Below are 20,418 nucleotides of genomic sequence, written 5' to 3'. Positions count from 1 at the left end.
CTAATACCTCGGCTTTCGGTCAATAATTTCTTGTAAAATTTGTTCATAGTGCTCATAGCGGTACGAACGGATTTCACCTGTTTCCACCGCTTGTTTTACCGCACATTTCGGTTCCTTTATATGCAGGCAGCCACGGAACTTACAATTCTCGCTAATTCGCTCGAACTCTGGTAAACAAGATGTCAGCTCTTCCTTTTCAATCATTTCAAAATCGAAAGAACTGAAGCCTGGCGTATCTGCCAATAGCCCACCACATACTTCAATAAGCTCTACATGACGTGTCGTATGTTTTCCTCGTCCTAAACTTTTTGAAATAATCCCTGTTTTTAAATCCAGTTCAGGAAGCAATGTATTTAACAAAGTAGACTTTCCGACACCTGACTGTCCGGCAAGCACCGATGTTTTTTCCTGCAAATAAGGTTCAATCTTTTCCAGCAATGTTGGATCATCAATATAAGTTTCAATAATGTCATAGCCGATTGCCTTATAATCGTCAATATAGTTTTGTAAATGTGCCCGTTCAGCATCATTCAATAGATCCATTTTCGTTAAAATAATGATCGGCTGTACATGGAACGACTCAAGCACGACTAAAAAACGGTCGAGCAGGACTGTATTAAAATCCGGTTCTTTTGCGGAAAACACTAGTAAGGCCTGATCCACATTCGCAATAGGAGGCCGAACGAGTTCATTTTGGCGTTCCAGAATTTTATCGATTGAACCATCTGATTCACCGTCATACGAATATTCCACAAAATCGCCGACAAGTGGAGATTCTCCGCGATTACGGAAAATCCCACGAGCGCGACATTGAATTAAATCGCCGTCTTTTTCAACATAATAATAGCCGCTTAATGCTTTTCGAATTTGGGCTTGCGCCATCCAATTCCTCCTTATTCCGCCAATTCTTCATAAGTAATTGTTTTATTTTCGATTACGTTGTTATCCCGTACAATCTGGTAGGCTGCTTTATCCCCTTCAACAATAACCAACTTAATTGTATATAAAGTATCTTCAGTAATTGTGATTGTTTCTACTGGCTCTGCCATCGTACGTGTTTTGTCCTGAATGTAAATCGATACCTCTTGTTCCATTCCTTCTTCAAAAGGCTCATACGGAATTTCAATTGTGTTTGTATAGAACTTTTCCTGCTTAGCTTTCGGTCCTTTTGAGATGACAACGTTGATTGTGCCACCTTTTTCGAGCTTTGTACCTGCTTTTGGTGTTTGACTGATAACTTCACCGGCCGGTTTTTCCGAATATTCCTCACCTGTCACATTCACTTTAAATCCTGAGCTTTTTTCATATTCTGAACGGTTTGCTTCGTTAAAAGCCATTAAGTCACGTACCGTTACTTGCTCCTGACCTCTGCTGACTGTTAACACAACATCCGTTTCATTGACGTGAATTTCCTCTCCGGCTTCAGGTGTTTGAGCGATAATTTCGCCTGCTGGATGCTCTGTAGAATATTCTTCTTTGAAATCATAGTCGTTAAATTCTTCTAAAGCATCCATTACCTCATCACGCTGCTTACCGACGAAATCTTCCATCTTCGTCATTTCCCTACCGATGCTGACAATTAAATCAACTGTCGTGCCTTTTTCACGTTCCCGACCTGCCTGCGGGTTCGTTTCGATGACATTTCCGGATTCAATCTCTTCATTGTTGCGTTCTTCCTGTTCTCCTATCACGAAGCCCTGCTCTCCCAAAATTCGAATCGCTTCTTCAACCGTCATATCTGTCACATCTTCTACAACGACTCTATTTGGAGTCAGGAGGACAGCTGCTACTACAGCACCAATTGTTAAAAGAACTAAAAGCCCAACAATTAGCGGCCATTTCTTCTTTTTCTTTTTCTTTTTTGGTTTTGACGGCTTCGGTTCTTCTTCGACCGGCGGATTTGAATCGATCCGGACTGTTTGTTCTGTTAGATTGGTAGACGGCTCCTTCACTGGGATAGGAACAGGCTTTGGATCTTTTATAATCGGAATCAGTTTTGTCGCTCCGTCATCTACCGGCGGCATAAATTTAGGCTCATTCACCCGCTGTAATGATAAACATGTATTTAAATCTTCTTCCATCTCTTCTGCATTGCTGTAGCGGTGGTTTTGGTCTTTTGATGTAGCCTTTAATACGATATTTTCCACACTTTGCGGAATGCTTGCATCGAGTTCACGTACTGAAGGTGTTTCCGCCTGCAGATGCTTTAACGCAATAGATACAGCAGATTCCCCTGAAAATGGTAATTCTCCTGTTAATAGCTCATAAAAGACAATCCCAAGTGCATATATATCAGACTTCATTGTTGCTAAACCGCCGCGCGCCTGCTCCGGCGATAAATAATGAACAGTTCCGATGACTGAGTTCGTTTGCGTGAAGCTCGTTGCTCCAAGCGATGTCGCAATCCCGAAATCAGTAATTTTTACGTTGCCTTCTTCGTCCATCAATATATTTTGTGGCTTAATATCTCGATGAATGATGCCGTTTTCATGTGCATGGGCAATCGCCGATGTTAGCTGCTTCATAATATGGACGCTACGTGCTGCAGATAAAGGTGAAAACTCTTGTATGTATTGTTTTAATGTTTTCCCTTTAATATATTCCATGACAATATAGTGCATATCCTCATCTTCGCCAACATCATAGATGCTTACGATATTAGGATTAGTCAGACTTGTTGCAGACAATGCTTCACGCTGGAAACGACGGTGCAATTCTTCTTCATTTGATAAATCATAACGCAATATTTTAATTGCGACGTCACGACTTAAAATAATGTCGTGTGCCAAATATACATTTGACATCCCGCCTCCGCCAATTAACTTTAAAATTTTATATCGGCCACCTATATGTTTTCCTACTAGCATTGTTACACCTCCTGCACCGTTGTCATTAAGATAAGGGAAATATTATCTTCTCCACCACGATCATTTGCAATTTGAACTAATTTTTTTCCTTTTTCCTGAATGGTAACCGGCATAGTAATAATTTGGCCCATTTCCTCTGTAGAAAGTTTATTACTTAACCCGTCAGAACAAATGAGTAAAAAGGCCTCATTTGATAAAGTCATTTCATAAAAATCAGGTTCAATTGAAATTTCTGTACCGAGTGCTTTTAATATAAAGTTCCGTTGAGGATGATTTTGTGCCTCTTCTTCACTAATTTCTCCATTTTCCAATAAAATATTTACATAAGAATGATCTCTCGTTACTAACTTTACTGTTTCGTTTGTAATATGGTATACACGACTATCGCCGACATGGCTTATCGTGCAATCATTCCTGTCAAGCAACACCGCAATCATTGTCGTTCCCATACCTTGACAATTTTCATGTGTTAATGAGTAATGATATATTTTCTGATTAATATGTGACACCGCATTACGCAACCATTCCAGCTTTAACTGTTTTGTTGCAAAACTTTCTGCATTTTCCTGTTTAAAGAGTTCATGCATTTCGGTAATAACCATTTCACTCGCTACATCACCAGCATTATGACCACCCATACCATCTGCTAAAATCGCAAGCTTAAAATGATCGGGGCGCTCAAAAAACGCGGCCCGATCTTCATTTATTTTTCGCTTTAACCCAATATCACTTTCCACTGTAAAGTTCACTATAGTCCACCTACTTTGTTTCGTGTGATCGTTCCTGTGCACGTAACTGGCCACATGCAGCTGCAATATCTGCACCTTGCTCACGACGGATTGTTACGTTAATCCCCTGCTCTTTAAGCGTTCTTTCAAAAGCAAAAATTTTACTGCGTGATGTACGAATATAATCACGCTCCGGCACGTAGTTAATCGGAATTAAGTTAACATGACACTTCACATTTTTAATCAGCTTTGCCAGTTCCAATGCTACTTCTTCTGTATCATTTTGCCCTGACATTAAACCGTATTCAAATGTGACACGACGTCCTGTTTTCTTTGTATAGTATTTTACTGCTTCCATCAATTCTTCTAATTTATATGCTTTTGCAATCGGCATTAATTTCTGACGCGCCTCTTGGTTTGGTGCATGTAGAGAAACCGCAAAGTTAATTTGCATACCTTCATCTGCGAATTCGTAAATTTTTGGTACAATCCCTGAAGTCGAAACCGTAATATGACGGGCACCGATATTTAATCCTTTGTCATCATTCATGATTTTAAGGAAGTTCATCATTGCATCATAATTATCAAACGGCTCGCCGATTCCCATAATTACGATTGATGATACACGCTCGTCTGTTTCATCAAGCTGTTGCTGTACTTTTACGACTTGCTCGACAATTTCTCCTGCCATTAAATGACGTTTCAAGCCACCTAAAGTAGATGCACAGAATGTACAGCCGATACGGCAACCTACTTGTGTTGTTACACAAATTGAATTTCCGTAATCATGACGCATCAACACTGTTTCAATTGAATAGCCGTCCTGCAGCTGGAATAAAAACTTGATCGTACCGTCTTTTGATTCCTGTTTAATAATTGTTGAAAGTGTTGTTAAAGCAAACTCCGCTTCCAGTTTTTCGCGTAATGCTTTCGGTAAGTTGGACATTTCTTCAAACGTTTGAACACGTTTTTCATAAAGCCATTCATAAATCTGTGCAGCACGGAAAGCCTTTTCTCCATTTGCTGTCAGCCATTCCTTCATTTCATCCAGACGTAATGAATAGATCGAAGGTTTTAACTGAGGTTTTTCTTTTTTCGCACGACGTACTGGCTTATCTGCTGTTTCTTCCACTAAATCCTGAATTCGTTCATCAAATTGTTTTAATTGTTCTTGCTCCATTAGTTAATTGGACGCTCCTTTTTTTACGAATGCAGCTACGAAAAATCCGTCACTGCCTATATCTTGCGGGAATACTTGCAGCATCCCGTCCTGTTGCTTCGCTTCTAGTTGTGTCGGTAAATTTTCAATTGGCACCAAGTTCATTTCAGGGTGCTCTTTTAAGAAGGCTTGTACCGTACCTTCATTTTCACTGCGGTCTACTGTGCATGTTGAATACACTAGTCGTCCGTCTTGTTTCAATAGCTGGACTGCATTATCTAAAATCGAAAGCTGAATTGTTTGCAGGCTCTCTAAATCTTCTTCGCGCTTCGTATATTTAATATCCGGCTTGCGTCGCATTACGCCCAAGCCTGAGCATGGTGCATCGACCAAAATCGCATCATAGCCTTCTTTTTGTAAAAAGCTTGCGGCTTTTCTTCCGTCAAGAGGGGCTGTTTCGATAATATCCAATCCTAGACGCGCAACGTTTTCCTCGATTAAATCCAATTTTTTAGGATGTAGATCGGTCGCTAAAATCGAGCCTTCATTTTTCATCACTTCGGCAAGATGTGTTGTTTTTCCGCCTGGTGCTGCACACATATCGAGTACTTTCATGCCAGGCTGCGGATTCAGCACTTTTGCCGGCAGCATCGAGCTTTCATCCTGAATTGTAATAAGCCCATTGCGGAACGCTCCTGTACGTGCCGCCTGCCCGCTTTCAAGATGCAGACATTCGGGTATAAATTCACTGCGGCGCGCTTTTACACCTTCACGTTCAAGCGTCGTCAAAACTTGCTCGACAGTCGCTTTTGTCGTATTGACACGAACTGTCTGCAGTGGTGCAATATTATTCTCAAGAAGCATTTCACGTGTTTTCTCATAGCCGTAGCTTTCCACCCAGCGGTCAACCAACCACTGCGGATGACTCGTTTCGACTGCCAGACGCTCATTTGCATCTTCTATTAAATCGGTCGAACGAACACCTTCACGTAAAATCGAACGTAAAATCCCGTTTACCATTGAGGCAATCCCTTTATGGCCGCGGCGCTTTGCGATTTCCACTGCTTCATTTACTGCAGCATGTGCAGGAATACGTGTTAAATACTGCATTTGATAGAGTGACATACGCAACAGCCAGCGCACCCAAATATCCACCTTCCCGCGGATAAATGGCTCCAAATAATAATCCAGTGTCAGTTTATGCTGCAATGTTCCATATGTGAGCTCTGTTAAAAGGCCACGGTCTTTCGCATCGATTTTATATTTCTCAATTGTTTGGTGTAATAATAAATTGCTGTATGCCTGGCTTTTGTCGACTGTCAATAAAATCGTTAAAGCGGCATCCCGAACATTACCGTCCCAAATCACTTGTTTCTTTTTACTCATTCAAAACGGTCCCCAATCTGTAATTTCGAGCCCGTACCACGTAAAAACTCTTCTGCTGTCATGCGCTTTTTACCTGCTGGTTGTACATCATACAGCGCTAATGTACCACCATCTCCTGTCGCTACTTCAAAGTGATCTTTTTCGATTTTCACGACTTCTCCTGGTGCAGCTTTTGTTGAAGTTTCTCCAACTTTTGCCGCCCAGACTTTAAAGTTAGCCCCTTCAAATGTCGTATAGGCGACAGGCCAAGGGTGCAATCCACGCACTTGATTATACAATGCACGTGCTTCATTATTCCAATCAATCAACTCCTGTTCACGGCTAATATTGCGCGCGAATGTTACGAGTGATTCATCTTGTGGAATGCGGGCATTTGTCCCATTAATAATCGATGGCATTGTTTCCTTTAATAATTCACGGCCAACCGCACTTAATTTCTCAAACATTGTGCCTGTATTGTCCGTATCCTCAATAGCAATTTCCTTTTGTGAAATAATATCACCAGCATCCAGTTTTTCCGCCATATACATAATTGTTACACCTGTTGTTGCCTGGCCATCAATAATTGCCTGATGAATCGGTGCACCGCCTCGGTATGCGGGCAATAATGATGCATGGACATTAATACAGCCTAATCGTGGAGCATCAAGCAGTTCTTTCGGCAAAATTTGTCCAAATGCCGCTGTTACAACAAGGTCTGCATTTAACGCTAAAATTTCTTCCAGCTCCTGTGAACCGCGCAGCTTTTCAGGCTGAATAACCGGTAAACCTAGTTGTAATGCTTCTTCTTTCACAGGTGGTGGCGTTAATACTTTTTTACGACCAACTGGACGGTCCGGCTGAGTTACAACCGCTGCGATGTCATAGCCTTCTTCATGAAGCATGCGCAAAATCGGTGCTGAAAAGGCAGGTGTTCCCATAAATACGATTTTAGTCATCGATTACTCCTCCTCAGCGTCCGCGTATAGCTCTTCTATTTCTTCCTCTGTTAATACACGCGTCATTTTAGAATCAAATAAAACACCTTCTAAATGATCGATTTCATGCAAAATACAACGTGCTTCAAAGTCTTCAGCTTCAAGTTCATAAACACGGCCTTCACGGTCGGATGCTTCAATTTTTACGTAAGTTGGACGCTTGACCATTCCGAACAGGTCCGGAAAACTTAAACAGCCTTCCACATCTTCTTCTTCACCACGTGTTTCAATAACGATCGGGTTGATCATTTCTAAAATATCTTCGCCTAATTCTACGATTGCTACACGTAAATCAACATTAATCTGCGGTGCAGCGATTCCTACACCGTCATTTTCTACCATCGTGTCATATAAATCATCTAAAAGTTGAATGATATTTTCATCGATTACTTCAACTTCTCTCGTTTTTTGTGATAATACTTTTGCTGGGTTTTTCACTACTTCTTTAATTGCCATTTTAATACCTCTTTCTATATGCATTAGATCATTGTCGGATCTAAATCAACTGTTAGCACAATGCCTTTTTTTATCCATTCCGATCGATACAGTTTTATAAGCTGTAAAAGAACGGGAATCAAATTTGGCTCTACTTTATATTTTATCAAACATTGATAACGATATCTATTTTGGAGGCGGGCGATACTGGCTGTTGTCGGTCCAATAACAGATACATTGAATGATAAATTGGAACGCAAATACTCCGCGACCCGCCCTGCATATTCTGCAGCAAACATGACATCTTCATGTGTTACTTGAACTAGCGCAATATAATAATAGGGCGGATATCCGGCAAGATGTCTTGCATGCATTTCCCGTTCATAAAATGGTGTATAATGCTGATCCTTTGAAAGCTGGATTGCATAATGCTCAGGAGTATACGTCTGTATATATACTTCACCAAGCTTATTATGGCGTCCTGCCCGTCCGCTCACTTGCGTCATAAGCTGGAATGTTTTTTCCGCAGCCCGGTAATCCGGTAAATGAAGCGAAGTATCGGCACTTAACACGCCGACTAGTGTAATATTCGGAAAATCAAGCCCTTTAGCGATCATTTGTGTACCGAGCAGAATATCTGCTTCGCCCCTACCGAACGCATCGAGCATTTTTTCATGTGCCCCTTTTTGTTTGGTCGTGTCGACATCCATCCGCATGACACGCGCCTCAGGAAACAGCTTGTAAATTTCTTCTTCTACCTTTTGCGTACCGGTACCGAAATAACGGATGTTTTCACTTAGACATTCAGGACATGTTTCCGGAATGTATTCATCATGACCGCAATAATGGCATTTCAGCTTTTCCTGATAGCGGTGATATGTCAACGAAATATCACAGTTCGGACATTGCACCGTTGTCCCGCAATCCCGGCATAATACAAACGATGAATAGCCGCGGCGATTTAAAAACAGGACGGTCTGCTCTTTTTTTTCGAGACGGTCACGTAACGCTTCCATAAGCGGTTCCGAAAACATCGAGCGGTTTCCAGCCTGAAGCTGTTCACGCATATCGATAATCTGAACAGACGGCAATGCCTGATTTTTGGCCCGTTGTGACAACGTGAGCAATGTGTATACACCTTTTTTTGCACGCGCAAACGATTCTAATGCAGGTGTCGCACTCCCTAAAATAACAGGGCAGTTATAATAATTCCCACGCCAGATTGCGACATCCCGGGCATGGTAGCGCGGTGAATCTTCCTGTTTGTATGTTGACTCATGTTCTTCATCCAATATAAGCAGACCGAGATTTTTAAACGGTGCAAAAATTGCTGATCGGGCGCCTACAACTACTTTAACTTTCCCTTGCTGTACTTTCCGCCACTCATCATATTTTTCACCGACTGACAAGCCGCTATGCATAACTGCTACTTCATTGCCGAAACGTGATTTGAAACGCTCGGTCATCTGTGGTGTCAATGAGATTTCAGGCACGAGCACAATTGCTTCTTTGCCGTCTGCGATTGTACGCTGAATCGCCTGTAAATACACTTCTGTTTTCCCGCTGCCTGTAATGCCGTGGAGAAGAAATGTTTCTTGACGCTTATCATCTATCGCTTCCGTAATTTTTTTCAGTGCCACATCTTGCTCATCTGTTAATTGTAAAAAGTCCGTTCTTACAACTTCCTTCGTAAACGGATCACGGTAAACTTCTTCTTGTATATACGCTGCTGCCCCTTTTTCAATGACACTGTTTAGTACACTGCTTGTCACTTGAACGGCTTCGTATATTTGTTCCGGTAAAACGACGGCTCCTGCATGTTCCTTCATCCATTCCAATATTGCCCGCTGCTTCGGTGCACGTTTCCCCATTTGTTCGATTATATCTTCTATTTGTTCGCGTGAATAAATTTGTACTTTACGCACTTGTTTTACTTGGCCCTTTTGTTTCACTACATTTTCTATAATGAGCAGACCGTCTTTTACGGCACGTTTTACCGGTCTCAATAAATTGGCCTTTTCAAATTGGGCTAGATTCACTTTTTCAGTTTTCTCGAAAAAGGGCTGCAGCATTTGCGGTAATTGCGATACTTCGCCTTGCAAAACCGCATACTTTTCATACTTTGCCCGCAATGCACCCGGCAGCATTACTTGTAATGCATCAATTTCGTAGCAGATTGTTTGGCGCTTCAGCCATTTTGCCAAGCTCAGCATTTCCTCAGTTAAAATAGATTCCAAATCGAGTATTTCCGAAATCGGCTTTATTTTTTCTGCCGGTACGTCTGATTCAGCTGTAATGCCGACGACAAACCCAAGCACATTACGCGGTCCGAATGGGACTTTGACGCGACTGCCAATGTCAATCAGCTCTTCCCAATCTTCAGGTATTAAATAATCGAAAGGACGGTCAACTGGATATGCGGAAACATCAACGATTACTTGTGCAAATCTCATTGTCCATCGCTTCCAGTTAGTTCACGAAAATACTTTTCTACAATGGCCGTAATTTTTTCCGGCTCTTCCAGACGTCCTTTTCCTACATAGCCGCATGCCAAAAATCCTTCAGACGGTTCGATAAAGCGGATGCCATCTTCATGAAGTTGTGCAATATTCCGTAAAACGGCCGGATGCTCATACATATGTACATTCATCGCCGGTGCCACCCATACAGGTGCAATTGTTGCAAGTAAAGTCGTTGTCACCATATCATCCGCCATACCATGTGCCATTTTCGCAATTATATTGGCAGTGGCAGGAGCGACGATTACTAAATCCGCCCAATCCGCCAAATCAATATGCGCAATAACATTGGAATCTTTTTCATCGAAAGTATCAAAAAATACGTCGTTTTTAGACATCACCTGGAAGCTTAAAGGAGTAACGAACTTCTGTGCAGAAGCTGTCATGATTACTTTTACATTAAAGCCTGCCTGAGAAAGTTTGCTCACTAACGCAACCGCTTTATATACGGCAATCCCGCCCGAAACACACAATAGTATATTGTTTTTTTTCATTATTTTACCGTCCTTTCAAAGGATAAGCTCCCAAAGAAAAATTCTTAGGGAGCTTCTACTCAGGGAGTATTCTTTTTACATTACCAACTAGATTTCGTCTTCGTAAACAGTTGAAGCGTCTTGTTGAACTTTGCGAAGCTTTCCGGCAGCTACTTCTTCCAATGCTTTTCCTACTGGCTTGTAAGAAATGTATGAGTTTAAGTGCTCGCCGCCCTCTTCTTGCATTTGGCGCGCGCGTTTTGATGCTAAGCTCACTAAAGAATACTTAGAATCGATTTGTTTTTTCAAATTATCTACTGATGGGTATAACATGGTTTCATTCTCCTCTCAACATTGACAAATAGCGTTTTTCAACACGTTCACGACGGCAGTGTTCTGCTATTATGATAGCATTTATTTTATCACATGCATTTTGAACTTGGTCATTTTCTACAACGTAATCATACAAACTCATCATTTCAACTTCTTCACGAGCAGTAGCGATACGACGGGCGATTACGTCTTCTGTTTCCGTACCACGACCAACCAAACGTTGTTCCAGTTCGGAAATGCTTGGTGGTGCTAAAAAGATAAACAACGCATCTGGTGCTTTTTCACGAATTTGTGCTGCTCCTTGGACTTCAATTTCCAAAAATACATCGCGTCCTGCTTCTAGCGTTTCCTGTACATATGCAAGTGGTGTACCGTAATAATTGCCGACAAATTCTGCATGTTCCAGTAAACCTCCCTGCTCGATTAACGCTTCGAATTCCTCACGTGTTCTAAAGAAATAGTCTACACCATCTTCTTCCCCTTCGCGAGGATTACGTGTTGTCATTGAAATCGAATATTCGTAATTCGTATCCGGTTGTGAAAAGAGCTCTTTTCGTACTGTCCCTTTACCCACACCTGATGGACCAGATAAAACAATTAATAATCCACGTTGTTTTTTCATAAGTAACTCCTTTATATCATTCAATATTTTGAACTTGTTCACGCATTTTTTCTAAAATCGTCTTCGCCTGCACTACTGCAGCTGAGCATTGTGTAGACTGATTTTTTGAACCGATTGTATTAATTTCACGGTTCATTTCCTGCATAATGAAATCAAGTTTACGTCCAATCGCAATGTTTTCAGTTAAAGTTTCGGATAACTGATTAAAATGACTCTCTAAACGGTCGAGCTCTTCTGTAATATCAATACGCTCTGCAAAAATCGCAACTTCTGTAAGTAGTCGATCGTCCAATGATTGACCGCTTATCACTTCTTCTAAACGATTCATTAAACGTTCTCGGTATTTTTCAACTGCGAGCGGAGCATATCGCCGAATTTCAGCTATTTGCGCTTCCAGGTCCGCTTTGTACTGCAGCATCACTTGCTGCAATCCTTGCCCTTCACGAGTACGCATTGCAATAAGGTTCTCGATTGCTTCTGCCAAAGCATTTTTAACAGCATCGATAATTTGATCCTGCATAAACTCAATTTTTTCAACTTGCAACACTTGGTCCAAACTTACAATTTCCTGCATTGTCCACTTTTCCTCCATCGGAACTGTTTGGGACAATTCCTTTTTTGCCTGGAGAAAAGCATTGAGCAGTGACCAATTAATTTGAATCGTCTGTTCAGTGTCATGAAGCTCCTTCAGAAAAATGATAACATCTATTTTCCCACGAGAAACTGCATCCGACAACATTTTTTTTGCTATTACTTCAGATTCCATCCATTCTTTTGGAAACTTAGTATTAATTTCTAAAAAACGATGATTCACAGCACGAATTTCAACAGTGAGTTGAAAGTGTTTCGTTGTTGTGACCCCCCTGCCGAATCCGGTCATACTACGTACCAAGGTTCGTCACATCCTTCTTTACTTAATTGTTTCAATTATAGCATATGTGTGATCGATTTTGCGTTAACGTCTATTATCCAAATATATATTTTATCATAGATAGGAGGTAATAAAATACTTTTTATTTTATGTAAGTAGGAAAGAATTGGCCCCCTTTATCGAGAGCAGTTATCTTTCATATAAAAAATATTTCATTAATAGATAGTCATTTGCGATAACTACAGGTTTGTACGAAAAAATGATATGATTAAACAATCTAAAAGACTTATTTAATGAAAGAGGCATAAAGATGGCATTTGACGGACTATTTACACGTTCGATGAGCAAGGAGCTACAAAGCCTTACATCCGGACGTATCACCAAAATTTATCAGCCGAATGCACTTGAAGTTGTATTGCAAATTCGTGCAGCAGGCCAAAACAGTAAACTATTATTTTCGATCCACCCTTCTTATTCTCGCGTTCACATAACAGATCAATCGATTGAAAATCCGGCTGACCCGCCAATGTTTTGTATGCTGTTACGCAAACATATTGAAGGTGGCTTTATTTCATCTGTTGTTCAGGACGGCTTTGAACGGGTGATCACTTTTGAAATCGACAGTAAAAATGAAATCGGCGATGCGGTAAAGCGTAAGCTCGTCATCGAAATTATGGGGCGTCATAGTAATCTGCTATTAATCGATGCTCAAAATGATATCATTATTGATAGTATCAAACATCTGCCGCCATCGATGAACAGCTACCGTACCGTTTTGCCGGGGCAGCAATATATTGCGCCGCCACAACAACAGAAAATTGCACTGACAAGTTTATCCGATGTAGAGTTGAAAGAAGTATTTTCAAAACAACCTACTACTAAAGATATTGTCGATCAGTTTGCCGGTTTCTCCCCATTGCATGCAAATGAGTTGCTGCACCGTATCACAACAAATGATGCTGTAACAGCTTGCAGACAGCTGATGAACGAAATCGCAACGAGCGCAAATCCGACCTATGTTGAGCAGGAAGGGAAAATCTATTTCTCGCCAACAGCATTAACACATTTGTCAGGAGCAGTTACGAATTATAAGACTCTTGGCGAGCTGCTTGACCGTGTATTTTTTGCCCGTGCAAAACGTGATCGAGTGAAACAGCAAGCCGGTGATCTTGAACGCTGGCTGCAAAATGAACTGAATAAATTAAAGCTGAAACAAAAAAAGCTTCAAAAAGATTATGAACGTGCTCAAAACCTGGAGCAGTTCCAACTTTACGGTGAGCTTTTAATGGCGAATCTTTATAATTTCGAAAAAGGCGCTGAATACGTAGACGTTGAAAACTATTACAGCGAAAATGCCGAAACAGTAAGGATACCGATTAGCCCAAGAAAAACACCGATCGAAAATGCGCAAAGCTATTACACAAAGTACAATAAAGCAAAAACAGCGTTAGTTATGATTGAAGAACAACAGCAAAAAACAACGGAAGACATCAACTATTTGGAAATGCTTACACAGCAAGTGCAGCAAGCGTCCACTAAAGATATCGAGGAAATCCGTGAAGAGCTGGCAGAACAAGGTTTACTTCGAATCCGCCAGGCAAAACGAAAAAAGAAACCGGCAAAACCGGAACCGGAAAAATTCGTTTCATCTTCCGGTATTTCAATTTCGGTCGGTAAAAACAATAAACAAAATGACTATTTGACATTCAAAATCGGAAAACGGAACGAAGTATGGCTACATACGAAAGATATTCCGGGATCACATGTTGTCATCCATTCGGAAAACCCTGATGAGCAAACTTTGACCGAAGCCGCTGTGTTAAGCGCTTATTTTTCAAAAGCACGTGACTCTTCTTCGGTTCCGGTAGACTATACGGAAATTCGACATGTGAAAAAACCGAATGGCGCAAAACCAGGATTTGTGATTTATTTTGAACAAAAAACACTTTATGTTACACCAGACGAAGCAGTTGTTATGCAGCTGAAAAAGTAAACAACGAAAAACCGCTTAGAAATTTTCTAAGCGGCTTTTTGTTGTTACTGATTATTTAATTGGTGCATCAGCAGTTAATTCAATTTCATGTAATTCAGTTGGGTTACCATAGTCAACATTGTAGTTTTTCACACGTTTGTTAACTGGAATGATTTCTGTACGGAAGTATGTTGGAATTGTTGTTGCTTGTTCGAACATGTACTCTTCCCACTTACGGAATGCATCCGCACGGTAATCTGCGTCAACCGCTTCTTTAGAGTCGATATCAGCTAATAATTTTTGTAATTCAGGTGTTACGAAACGGCTGTAGTTGAATGAAGCACCTTCACCGTATAAGCCAAGTGGAGATGGGTTTGTACCAGTACCCCATGCAGCCATGAACATATCGATTTCAGGATCATCAGCTTGTACTTTATCATAGAAGCTGTTGAACTCGATTAAACGGCCAGTTGTTAACTGTACATCTAAACCAACATCTTTCCAGTTTTGACGGAAGTATTCAACGATTGCTTCATCAGTGTCAGAACCTGACATACCTGCCATACGGATTTCGAATTTTTCACCGTTTTTATCTTCACGGATACCATCGCCATCAACGTCTTTGTATCCAGCTTCATCTAATAATGCTTTCGCTTTTTCAGGATCATAGTTGAATCCTTCTAAAGAGTTGTCATGGAATGAAGCGAATGCTGGCGGAATTAATGATGTTGCACGTGAACGTAAACCTTGGTAGAAACGCTCTGTTACTTGCTCGATATCCATTGCGTAAGCAACAGCTTTACGTAAGTCAGCATCATTCATTTTTGCATTTTCATCTGTAACGTTTACACTTGCAGTTGCATCCCATTTACCAAGCTTGAAACCAAGGTAAGAGTATGCTAACTCAGGACGAGCTAATACTGTTAAGTTTTCAAGATCTTTTACGCCGTCATATTGGTTTGTAGGGTATGAAGACGCCATGTCATATTTACCTGTACGTAATGCTTCACCGATAGAAGATGAAGGAACTACTTGTAATACTACTTTGTCAAGTTTTGGTTTACCTTTCCAGTAGTTCTCGTTCGCTACGAACTGAACAGATTCACCGTCAACTAATTTATCTAATTTAAATGGTCCTAAAGTTACAGGAGATTTACGTACTGCATCAGAAGAGATTAAGTCCTTAACAGGAATATCCTTCAATACGTGCTTAGGTACTGCATAACCCCATAAACCGTCACCTAAAGAGTAGATAGCTGGAGAAACTTTAGTCATTGAAATTTCAATTGTTTTGTCATCAATCTTTTTAATACCAGAGATTGAATCCGCTGTACCTGCTTTATATTCAGCAGCACCGATGATGTTTTTGAAGTCATCATCATAACGGATACCTGTATAATCAGGGTGACCGATAATTTCGTAAGCATAAATGATATCGTCAGCAGTCATTGGCTGACCATCAGACCATTTTACTTCGTCAGGCTGGATAGTGATTGTTACTTTGTTGTTATCTGCGTCAACATCTAACTTCGCAATCCCTTCATCCGTTACAAGGAAGTCACCGTCTGTATCGAAAATAGAGTTTGTCATGAAGTCTAAAATATCTGCATCATAACCATCTTCATATAATTCATATGAGAATACACCTTGGAAAGGAGAATCTGTTACTAAAGCGAATTGTAAAGTACCGCCTTCGATTGCATCTCCATCATTTGTAACTTCTGATGGTAATGTTGGAGATTCCGCAGTAGTAGAACCACCGTCATTTGTATTTTCTTCTGTTTGATTACCATCTTTTTCAGCTGGTTTTTCAGTAGACGTTTCGTCATCTCCTCCACAAGCTGCTAATACTAATGCCGTAGCAAATACTGATGACAGCATTAAACCTTTCTTTTTCTTCATCTGTTTTTCCTCCCTTATTATCCTAAACGTTGTTTTGCGTCAGCAGAGCGTCGTAGCGCTTGACCAACGTAATTTATACCAAGCATCATTACTAAGATTAATATTGATGCAGGCAACCATACCCACCATTTACTCGATAAAATTATCGGGTTCATAGCATAACTTACTAAAGTTCCTAAACTTGGTGTTGACGGTGGTAAACCGAAACCTAAGAATGAAAGACCTGTTTCGATCCCAACATTCCCTGCAAAGCTTAATGTCACTTCGACAATAAGCAGTGAGCTTAAGTTTGGCAATAAACCTTTAAACATGATCGCGAAATCACTTGTACCCATTGTTTTAGAGGCACTAATGTAATCGCGTCGTGCTTCAGATAGCGCTTTGGAACGCACAAGTCTGGCCGTCGACATCCATTGAAATGCTGCAATAATTAAGATTAAATCTACTATTCCGTATGATGGAATGATTGTTACGACTACGATGATAATCATTGTAGTTGGTAGAGTGATAAAGAAATCAATAATACGCATGAAGAAATTATCGATGAAACCACCGTAATATCCCATAATAATACCAAGAGCGATACCGACTACGTTTGCGATAATTGTGATCGCAATGGCAATCAGTATAGAGTTTTTCGCGCCAATGATTAGCTGGCCGAACATATCACGTCCGGCTTCATCGGCCCCAAGGATATATCCTCGGACACCTGGTTCAGTGAAACGCTCCAATAATTGGATTTTCATTACTTCCGTTTGATCAATAGTGAAGAATGCCATAATCATAATCGCGATCATTAGCAGGATACTTCCTATTAATGAGAACATTGCTAATTTATCTTTTTTAAACTCTCGCCATATTACTTGAATACCAGTTGGTGGAGAGCTTTGAGATTCTAATTTTTCTACTGTCTGTTCATTTTTGTTTTCCATGATTAAAATCACCTCTCCTTAGTCATTATTAATTGATTAGTCTATGCGAATTCGCGGATCCACTATACTTAAGATAATATCGGATAATAGACTACCTAATAATGCTAAGAAGCCATATAACATTACTAATGCCGTTATTACACTGTAGTCACGACTTGAAATGGATTCGACAAATAATTTACCCATTCCAGGATAAGCGAATACAGTTTCAATGAAAATTGATCCACCAAGTAAACCAGTAATTGTGAATCCTAAGAACGCTGCAATCGGTAACAGAGAGTTACGGAAGATATGACGGGAATACACTTTCTTCATCGGTATCCCTTTACTGCGTGCTGTTTTAACATAATCCATTGTTTTTGCATCAATAATTTCCGAACGTAAATATTGAATAACACCTGTCGTACCTAGCAGTGCATAGCTGGCTGCCGGTAACAGTAAATGGTAGAATTTACTCCAATAATAACTCCAGGTTCCCGGATCCATTCCTATTTCCACCGTACCACTTGTCGGGAACCACATAAGCCGGTAACCAAACACGAATACAAAAATTAAATACAGTACGAATGCAGGAATTGCATATGAGATAAAGCTGTAAAGTACAATCGATTTATCCAAGAATGAATCGTGGTAACGTCCAGCCAAAACCCCTAGAGGAATTGCCAGCACATAAAGGAAGAATACACTCAGCAATGAAAGTAATAATGTATTCATTGCACGGTCACCAATAATATCTGCAACCGGCTTTTTAAATGTATAACTCTGACCGAAGTCACCTTGTGCTGCATTTGCAATCCAGTTGTAGTATTGTACATACCATGGATCATAGAAGCCTGATTTAACACGTAATTCTTCAATTACACTCGGATCTGTTTCCGGTGTAATTAAACCTGTAAATGGATCACCAGGCATTTGTTTCGCTAATATGAAAATTAGGAGACTTAAAATAAATAGCTGCGGAATCATTATTAATACACGGCGAACTATCGTTTTCCACATACTATACACGCTCCTTTTCATCTTCAGACATTGCTACTCGATGTGAGTCTGAAATCGATTTTAAAGGATATACTTTTCCATCCTTGTCGTAATATTTATGTTGTTCCTGACGGTATGCTGCTTCAACTTTTTGACGCTCAACCTTACGTTCAATTCGCGTTTCAGGCTCGATATCAGGAATTGCAGAAAGCAGGCGATTTGTATAAATATGCTGCGGATTTGTGTAAATATCTTCTCGCTTACCTGTTTCTACGAATCTGCCTTTATACATGATAGAGATATGATCACACATATGGCGAACAACACCTAAATCGTGAGAGATGAATAAATAACTAATTCCATATTGTTCCTGAATATCCTTCATAAAGTTTAAAACTTGTGCCTGAACGGATAAATCAAGTGCCGAAACCGGCTCATCCGCGATAATCATTTTTGGGTTACATGCAACTGCACGGGCAATCCCTAGACGTTGCTTTTGACCACCAGAGAATTCATGCGGATATTTAAGAAGTACGTCCTCTGACATCCCTACAATTGCGAGTAGCTCATTGATACGTTTGCGCTCTTCTTGCGGAGATAACTTCAAAAAATTACGAATTGGCTCTGCTAAAATATCCAATACACGTTTACGCGGGTTCATACTTGAATGTGAATCCTGGAAAATCATCTGGATATCACGGTTATATGCTGAATCACGTTTACGGCGTGAATTTGTTACATCTTCACCTTCGTAAAGAATACGGCCTGATGTAATTTTCTCCAGTCCGATAATTGCTTTACCGGTTGTCGATTTACCTGAGCCTGATTCACCTACAAGACCGTAAGTTTTTCCGCGCTCAAATTCCATCGTTACACCATCTACTGCATAAACATGATCAACTATTGTGTTAAAAAATCCACCTCGGATCGGATAGTGAACTTTTAAATCTTCTACTTGCATGAAACTCATTGATTTACGCTCCCTTCCTCATCCTCAAAATGGAATTCTTTCCAGCAAGTACAGCGTACAAGATGGCCAGGAGCAACTTCATGAAGCTGTGGGTTTTCTTCATGTGCTGATTGCGGAATCCAAGGAATACGTGATGAGAAACGGCAGCCTTGGCGAGGTAACTTCATTAAAGAAGGAACCATTCCTTGAATTATTTCTAATTTTTCTTCCTCACTGTTTGTTTGAGGAATTGATTTTAATAATGATCTTGTGTATGGATGCTTCGGATTTCTGAATAGCTCTACAACCGGAGCTTCCTCTATTACTTCACCGGCATACATTACAGCTACACGGTCTGCTACTTCAGCAACAACACCTAAGTCATGCGTAATTAAAATAATGCCTGATTGAATTTCGTCTTGCAGTGACTTTAATAAGTCTAAAATTTGTGCTTGGATTGTTACATCAAGTGCTGTTGTCGGTTCGTCCGCAATAATGATTGCAGGCTTTCCTGATAATGCGATCGCGATCATAACACGCTGACGCATACCACCCGATAACTGATGCGGGAATTGTTGTGCAACACGCTGCATATTCGGAATCCCTACTTGATCCAGTAACTCAATAACTCGTTTTTGACGTTGTTCTTTAGTTAATTTCGTATGATAAATTAACCCTTCCTCAATTTGCTCACCGATACGCATTAATGGGTTTAATGCAGAAAGTGGATCTTGGAAAATGAACCCGATGTCATTTCCTCTTAACTTATTAAACTGATCATCTGTCAATTTAACTAAGTTTTGATTGTTGTAAAGAATTTCCCCTTCAACTTTTGTAGTAACAGAATTGTGCAAACCGACTACTGATGTTGCCAAAGTACTTTTCCCGCAACCTGATTCACCAACAATTGCTAAAATCTCATTTTTGCGAAGCGTTAACGAAACATTGTCTACAGCTGGGTAGTATGTATCTTTAATTCGGAAACTCGTACGTAAATTTCGGATTTCTAATAATTCATTCGTAGACATTAAATAACCGCTCCTTTCTTCTTAAACATACAATCGACTCTGCTAAACTCGCTCTATATTAAATTTTTCCAAATAGATTAAAATACCCTTATCGAAAAAATTTAAACCTTGCTAATACTCAGTCTTTTTAAAATATTAACGTTTTGTTAATTTTTTGTACTACTTCGTAAATTATCCATAAAATATATTTGCATGTCAATTATTAAACTTTCTAACTATTCTAATTTAACATTTTAAATTTATCAATAGCAAACTATTCTTTTAAATTTAAATTTTCCGATAATTAA

General features: G+C 40.1%; 17 protein-coding genes and 1 pseudogene. 1 reads left to right on the top strand and 17 read right to left on the bottom strand.

What is annotated here, in order from left to right; genetic code table 11:
- From rsgA to MKY27_RS04455, 12 genes and pseudogenes are all read right to left on the bottom strand, one after another.
- A complete protein-coding gene (gene rsgA / locus MKY27_RS04510) occupies positions 1-882 on the bottom strand; it encodes a ribosome small subunit-dependent GTPase A (protein WP_339198082.1) in 882 nt (293 codons plus the stop codon).
- Positions 883-893: 11 nt separating this feature from the next.
- Positions 894-2,867 carry a Stk1 family PASTA domain-containing Ser/Thr kinase gene (gene pknB / locus MKY27_RS04505; RefSeq protein ID WP_339198080.1) on the bottom strand — a complete coding sequence of 658 codons (1,974 nt, stop codon included), beginning with the start codon at positions 2,865-2,867 and terminating at the stop codon, positions 894-896.
- Between the two features lie 2 nt (positions 2,868-2,869).
- Positions 2,870-3,616 (bottom strand): Stp1/IreP family PP2C-type Ser/Thr phosphatase, encoded by a 747-nt coding sequence (locus MKY27_RS04500; RefSeq protein ID WP_339175504.1) that lies wholly within the window; start codon positions 3,614-3,616, stop codon positions 2,870-2,872.
- Positions 3,617-3,626: 10 nt separating this feature from the next.
- Positions 3,627-4,775: a 23S rRNA (adenine(2503)-C(2))-methyltransferase RlmN gene (gene rlmN, locus MKY27_RS04495; protein WP_339175503.1), complete on the bottom strand. Its 1,149-nt coding sequence runs from the start codon at positions 4,773-4,775 to the stop codon at positions 3,627-3,629.
- A gap of 3 nt (positions 4,776-4,778) precedes the next feature.
- Positions 4,779-6,140, bottom strand: coding sequence for a 16S rRNA (cytosine(967)-C(5))-methyltransferase RsmB (rsmB, locus tag MKY27_RS04490; protein WP_339198077.1), 1,362 nt, complete (start codon positions 6,138-6,140; stop codon positions 4,779-4,781).
- Positions 6,137-7,078: a methionyl-tRNA formyltransferase gene (gene fmt / locus MKY27_RS04485; protein ID WP_339175501.1), complete on the bottom strand. Its 942-nt coding sequence runs from the start codon at positions 7,076-7,078 to the stop codon at positions 6,137-6,139. Before fmt ends, rsmB begins: the two co-directional genes overlap by 4 nt.
- Positions 7,079-7,081: 3 nt before the next feature.
- Entirely contained in the window at positions 7,082-7,573 is a 492-nt protein-coding gene (def, locus tag MKY27_RS04480; RefSeq protein WP_339175500.1) for a peptide deformylase, read from the bottom strand.
- A gap of 23 nt (positions 7,574-7,596) precedes the next feature.
- Positions 7,597-10,005 carry a primosomal protein N' gene (gene priA, locus MKY27_RS04475; protein WP_339198074.1) on the bottom strand — a complete coding sequence of 803 codons (2,409 nt, stop codon included), beginning with the start codon at positions 10,003-10,005 and terminating at the stop codon, positions 7,597-7,599.
- A 26-nt stretch (positions 10,006-10,031) separates the two neighbouring features.
- Positions 10,032-10,565 (bottom strand): annotated as a pseudogene (gene coaBC, locus MKY27_RS04470) (bifunctional phosphopantothenoylcysteine decarboxylase/phosphopantothenate--cysteine ligase CoaBC); the annotation flags it as partial.
- A gap of 87 nt (positions 10,566-10,652) precedes the next feature.
- A complete protein-coding gene (rpoZ, locus tag MKY27_RS04465) occupies positions 10,653-10,877 on the bottom strand; it encodes a DNA-directed RNA polymerase subunit omega (RefSeq protein ID WP_079525096.1) in 225 nt (74 codons plus the stop codon).
- Positions 10,878-10,881: 4 nt separating this feature from the next.
- A complete protein-coding gene (gene gmk, locus MKY27_RS04460; RefSeq protein WP_339175496.1) occupies positions 10,882-11,499 on the bottom strand; it encodes a guanylate kinase in 618 nt (205 codons plus the stop codon).
- Positions 11,500-11,515: 16 nt separating this feature from the next.
- Positions 11,516-12,391 carry a YicC/YloC family endoribonuclease gene (locus tag MKY27_RS04455; protein WP_339198071.1) on the bottom strand — a complete coding sequence of 292 codons (876 nt, stop codon included), beginning with the start codon at positions 12,389-12,391 and terminating at the stop codon, positions 11,516-11,518.
- 289 nt (positions 12,392-12,680) lie between these two features.
- On the opposite strand from MKY27_RS04455, the gene MKY27_RS04450 reads away from it, so the two are divergent.
- A complete protein-coding gene (locus MKY27_RS04450; protein WP_339198068.1) occupies positions 12,681-14,363 on the top strand; it encodes an NFACT RNA binding domain-containing protein in 1,683 nt (560 codons plus the stop codon).
- A gap of 51 nt (positions 14,364-14,414) precedes the next feature.
- On the opposite strand, the gene opp4A is transcribed toward MKY27_RS04450, so the two are convergent.
- The 5 genes from opp4A to MKY27_RS04425 are packed head-to-tail and all read right to left on the bottom strand — an operon-like array spanning position 14,415 to position 20,131.
- Entirely contained in the window at positions 14,415-16,244 is a 1,830-nt protein-coding gene (opp4A, locus tag MKY27_RS04445; protein WP_339175492.1) for an oligopeptide ABC transporter substrate-binding protein, read from the bottom strand.
- Positions 16,245-16,261: 17 nt separating this feature from the next.
- Positions 16,262-17,176, bottom strand: coding sequence for an ABC transporter permease (locus MKY27_RS04440; RefSeq protein ID WP_339198065.1), 915 nt, complete (start codon positions 17,174-17,176; stop codon positions 16,262-16,264).
- 36 nt (positions 17,177-17,212) lie between these two features.
- Positions 17,213-18,175: an oligopeptide ABC transporter permease gene (gene opp4B, locus MKY27_RS04435; RefSeq protein ID WP_339175490.1), complete on the bottom strand. Its 963-nt coding sequence runs from the start codon at positions 18,173-18,175 to the stop codon at positions 17,213-17,215.
- A gap of 1 nt (position 18,176) precedes the next feature.
- On the bottom strand, positions 18,177-19,124 hold the full coding sequence (locus tag MKY27_RS04430) for an ATP-binding cassette domain-containing protein (protein WP_339175489.1): 948 nt from the start codon (positions 19,122-19,124) through the stop codon (positions 18,177-18,179).
- Positions 19,121-20,131 carry an ABC transporter ATP-binding protein gene (locus MKY27_RS04425; RefSeq protein WP_339175488.1) on the bottom strand — a complete coding sequence of 337 codons (1,011 nt, stop codon included), beginning with the start codon at positions 20,129-20,131 and terminating at the stop codon, positions 19,121-19,123. Before MKY27_RS04425 ends, MKY27_RS04430 begins: the two co-directional genes overlap by 4 nt.
- Positions 20,132-20,418: the final 287 nt, after the last annotated feature.

This window comes from Solibacillus sp. FSL R5-0449, from assembly GCF_037975215.1.
In the GTDB taxonomy this organism is placed as follows: domain Bacteria; phylum Bacillota; class Bacilli; order Bacillales_A; family Planococcaceae; genus Solibacillus.
The sequence above is the reverse complement of the archived record's forward strand: the minus strand, read 5'-3'. Positions and strand labels throughout refer to the sequence as shown.

Bases quoted from the DNA above. Each gene is read 5' to 3' on its own strand.
- rpoZ (WP_079525096.1), bottom strand. From the start codon at position 10,877: ATGTTATACCCATCAGTAGATAATTTGAAAAAACAAATCGATTCTAAG.
- priA (WP_339198074.1), bottom strand. From the start codon at position 10,005: ATGAGATTTGCACAAGTAATCGTTGATGTTTCCGCATATCCAGTTGAC.
- rlmN (WP_339175503.1), bottom strand. From the start codon at position 4,775: ATGGAGCAAGAACAATTAAAACAATTTGATGAACGAATTCAGGATTTA.
- MKY27_RS04430 (WP_339175489.1), bottom strand. From the start codon at position 19,124: ATGAGTTTCATGCAAGTAGAAGATTTAAAAGTTCACTATCCGATCCGA.
- gmk (WP_339175496.1), bottom strand. From the start codon at position 11,499: ATGAAAAAACAACGTGGATTATTAATTGTTTTATCTGGTCCATCAGGT.
- fmt (WP_339175501.1), bottom strand. From the start codon at position 7,078: ATGACTAAAATCGTATTTATGGGAACACCTGCCTTTTCAGCACCGATT.
- opp4A (WP_339175492.1), bottom strand. From the start codon at position 16,244: ATGAAGAAAAAGAAAGGTTTAATGCTGTCATCAGTATTTGCTACGGCA.
- def (WP_339175500.1), bottom strand. From the start codon at position 7,573: ATGGCAATTAAAGAAGTAGTGAAAAACCCAGCAAAAGTATTATCACAA.
- opp4B (WP_339175490.1), bottom strand. From the start codon at position 18,175: ATGTGGAAAACGATAGTTCGCCGTGTATTAATAATGATTCCGCAGCTA.
- MKY27_RS04450 (WP_339198068.1), top strand. From the start codon at position 12,681: ATGGCATTTGACGGACTATTTACACGTTCGATGAGCAAGGAGCTACAA.
- rsmB (WP_339198077.1), bottom strand. From the start codon at position 6,140: ATGAGTAAAAAGAAACAAGTGATTTGGGACGGTAATGTTCGGGATGCC.
- rsgA (WP_339198082.1), bottom strand. From the start codon at position 882: ATGGCGCAAGCCCAAATTCGAAAAGCATTAAGCGGCTATTATTATGTT.
- MKY27_RS04425 (WP_339175488.1), bottom strand. From the start codon at position 20,131: ATGTCTACGAATGAATTATTAGAAATCCGAAATTTACGTACGAGTTTC.
- MKY27_RS04440 (WP_339198065.1), bottom strand. From the start codon at position 17,176: ATGGAAAACAAAAATGAACAGACAGTAGAAAAATTAGAATCTCAAAGC.
- pknB (WP_339198080.1), bottom strand. From the start codon at position 2,867: ATGCTAGTAGGAAAACATATAGGTGGCCGATATAAAATTTTAAAGTTA.